The 2373-nt window shown below is 34.2% G+C and carries 2 protein-coding genes; both read right to left on the reverse strand.

Annotation, left to right across the window (positions count from 1 at the left end; translation table 11 throughout):
* Positions 1 to 220: 220 nt before the first annotated feature.
* On the reverse strand, positions 221 to 1426 hold the full coding sequence (locus CIK98_RS10380; protein ID WP_172409902.1) for a 6-bladed beta-propeller: 1206 nt from the start codon (positions 1424 to 1426) through the stop codon (positions 221 to 223).
* A 219-nt stretch (positions 1427 to 1645) separates the two neighbouring features.
* The coding region (locus CIK98_RS18185) for a hypothetical protein (protein ID WP_172409903.1) at positions 1646 to 2373 on the reverse strand (728 nt) is incomplete at its 5' end.

Genomic DNA, 2373 nt, shown 5'->3' on the forward strand with positions numbered 1-2373 from the left:
TTACCACCATATCTGGCAATTGGTTTCATACGTAAACACTCTCTCCTCGTGTCCCTTTGTAAGATTCCTTAAGAGGTATAAGCCTTTCGAGGGAACATTATTGAATGTGACAGAGTTGCTATGGACAGTCTGTTTGCCAAATGTAGCCCATTCGCCAAGAATCCAATGATATTATTTTCTCTCATTGTTTTACCATTATATTCTTATTCTTTTATAATATTTAGTTTGACAACCTCCTTGACAGTATATATTTGGCAATGGCATATTTTCCATCTTCAGGTGCTGTTTTTATCAACTGCCTGCTTTTTTTATTCAGAATACTTAGTGTTTCCATTTTCTTAACGTCCTCAGGTGGAACAATAGCATATAATGTATCACCTTCTATTCTATTAAAGATTGGTAAGTTGACAACACCTTTCTCCCTGTTCTTTATTGTTTTTGAATTTCCATTTTTTACATTAAAGAAAGAAGTGTAAGTATCACGAGTTGTTCCACCAGCCTTGAATAATGTGCATATCAGACTTTCATTACCCATACCTCTTAATGGAATTATCTTTGCGCTCTTAAATGCCAAAAACTCTAACATTTTATTCCTGTTATTTTTATATGGCTTTACATCTTCTGCACTAATTAAATCCTCACCTGTGTATTTAATATATGACACCAAACTTTCATCATTACTGTCAAAAATAAACACCTTATTGGTTACACAATTAGGGAAGAAGAGATACTGTTGGCTGTTAAGCTCGAAAAAGGACTGTTCCTGCATGGAAATCTCTGCAATTTCATAATCGTTATATGAAATGCAATATTCCTCTTTTAACAAATTTGAATCAAATAAAACTAATTCATTCTGTCTTTTTTCTAAAGGAGATGTCAGCATAATATGCCTTGATTCTGAAATATCACAAATCTGCCTAAAGAATGTTCCTTTTTTGTTTTGTTCCGGATATTCTGTAGGTATTCTCTTTTTACCGAGAAACCTAAAGTTAGTATCATAGAATAACAAATCAACAGGAGTCAATACTTCTATTTGTTTTGAATAACGGTTATATGTATAGCCCGTCATTATATTAAACTCGCCACGCCCTTTTCCACGCACATTTTTTGAGTTTCCCAAGAAATGACCGGAGTAGTCATACACATATAAAACCCCTTCACTTCCTTCAACAAGTATAATCCCATCTCGCATTTGGACAGACACCACGACACCCGAGATTTCGGTTTCAACAGTATCGCCCAAATAGCAAATGTCAATTTCAGAAAAGACTTCTTCTATGCTGGAAAGATTATCTTTGGACAGCTTTACTTCCATAGATTTCTTATTCACACCCCTATTATGGCATGCCACAGTTATACTGGCGGTTATAATCATAACCACCGGTAATAATCTATTAAATATACATCTTTCAGTTAATGTTTTCATATCTTGGTATTTGTTTTTGCTGCAAAAATACATCAATCACTCATAATATGCAAGAAAAACAGGTAGTCAATTGCTTATTCTTAAAATATGCAATAACAACTGAATAACAAATACTTAAACGGTTAGATGGCTTTTATGACAGGTAGATTGTTACTGGTTATGAAACAAAATCAAAACCAAATGTTACATTTTACATCGCATTTGAATCGATCAACTTCACTATAATCCCAGAATTACGTTCCTCACGGATTTGTTATTGTCTGTAATGCCCATCTTTTCCTTAAAACTGTATAATTTGCGTTTCATGGAATTAATGGTGATACAATAGATATTTGCCATATCCTCATTAGACAGTCCAATGCGAATAAGCATACACATCTGTATTTCATCATTACTAAGACTTGGATATCTCTCCTTGAGTTTGCTTACAAAATACTCTTCTCCACCTTCAAGCAGTGAATGCAGTTGATTCCAGTCATTATCATTAATAACGACATGACAGCTCTGACCCTTTGCATCCTTAATCTTTTTCGCAAGTTCAAGCCTTTCAAACAGTCCGTTTTTCAACAAGGCTATTTGCTTGTTCTTTGATTCAAGCAATAATTTATGCTCTCTTTCCAAATATTCCTTTTCCTTTCTTTGTGATTCAAGTTCCATTTCATAATGTTCCTGAATATGCCTTATCTCTTGTGCATGTAAGGTTTTCCTTTTGGAAAGATAGACATACACCAAAGCCGCCAATAAAAGTACTGTAACGATAATGAAAAGTATTACACCATTTCTTATCATCACTGCATTTTCCTGCCTCTCTAACTGCCGACCTTGGTTGATGTTCTCCTCAAAATACTTCCCTTTTTGGGAATATAAGTCCAACATGTACTTATCAGCGAATCTTTCCAAAGAATCAATATCGGTGGAAAGTTGCTTATCATTAATCCTTTTACAAG

Origin of the sequence: Prevotella sp. P2-180 (assembly GCF_002251435.1) — a bacterium.
Taxonomy (GTDB): Bacteria; Bacteroidota; Bacteroidia; order Bacteroidales; family Bacteroidaceae; genus Prevotella.

Bases quoted from the DNA above. Each gene is read 5' to 3' on its own strand.
- CIK98_RS10380 (WP_172409902.1), bottom strand. From the start codon at position 1,426: ATGAAAACATTAACTGAAAGATGTATATTTAATAGATTATTACCGGTG.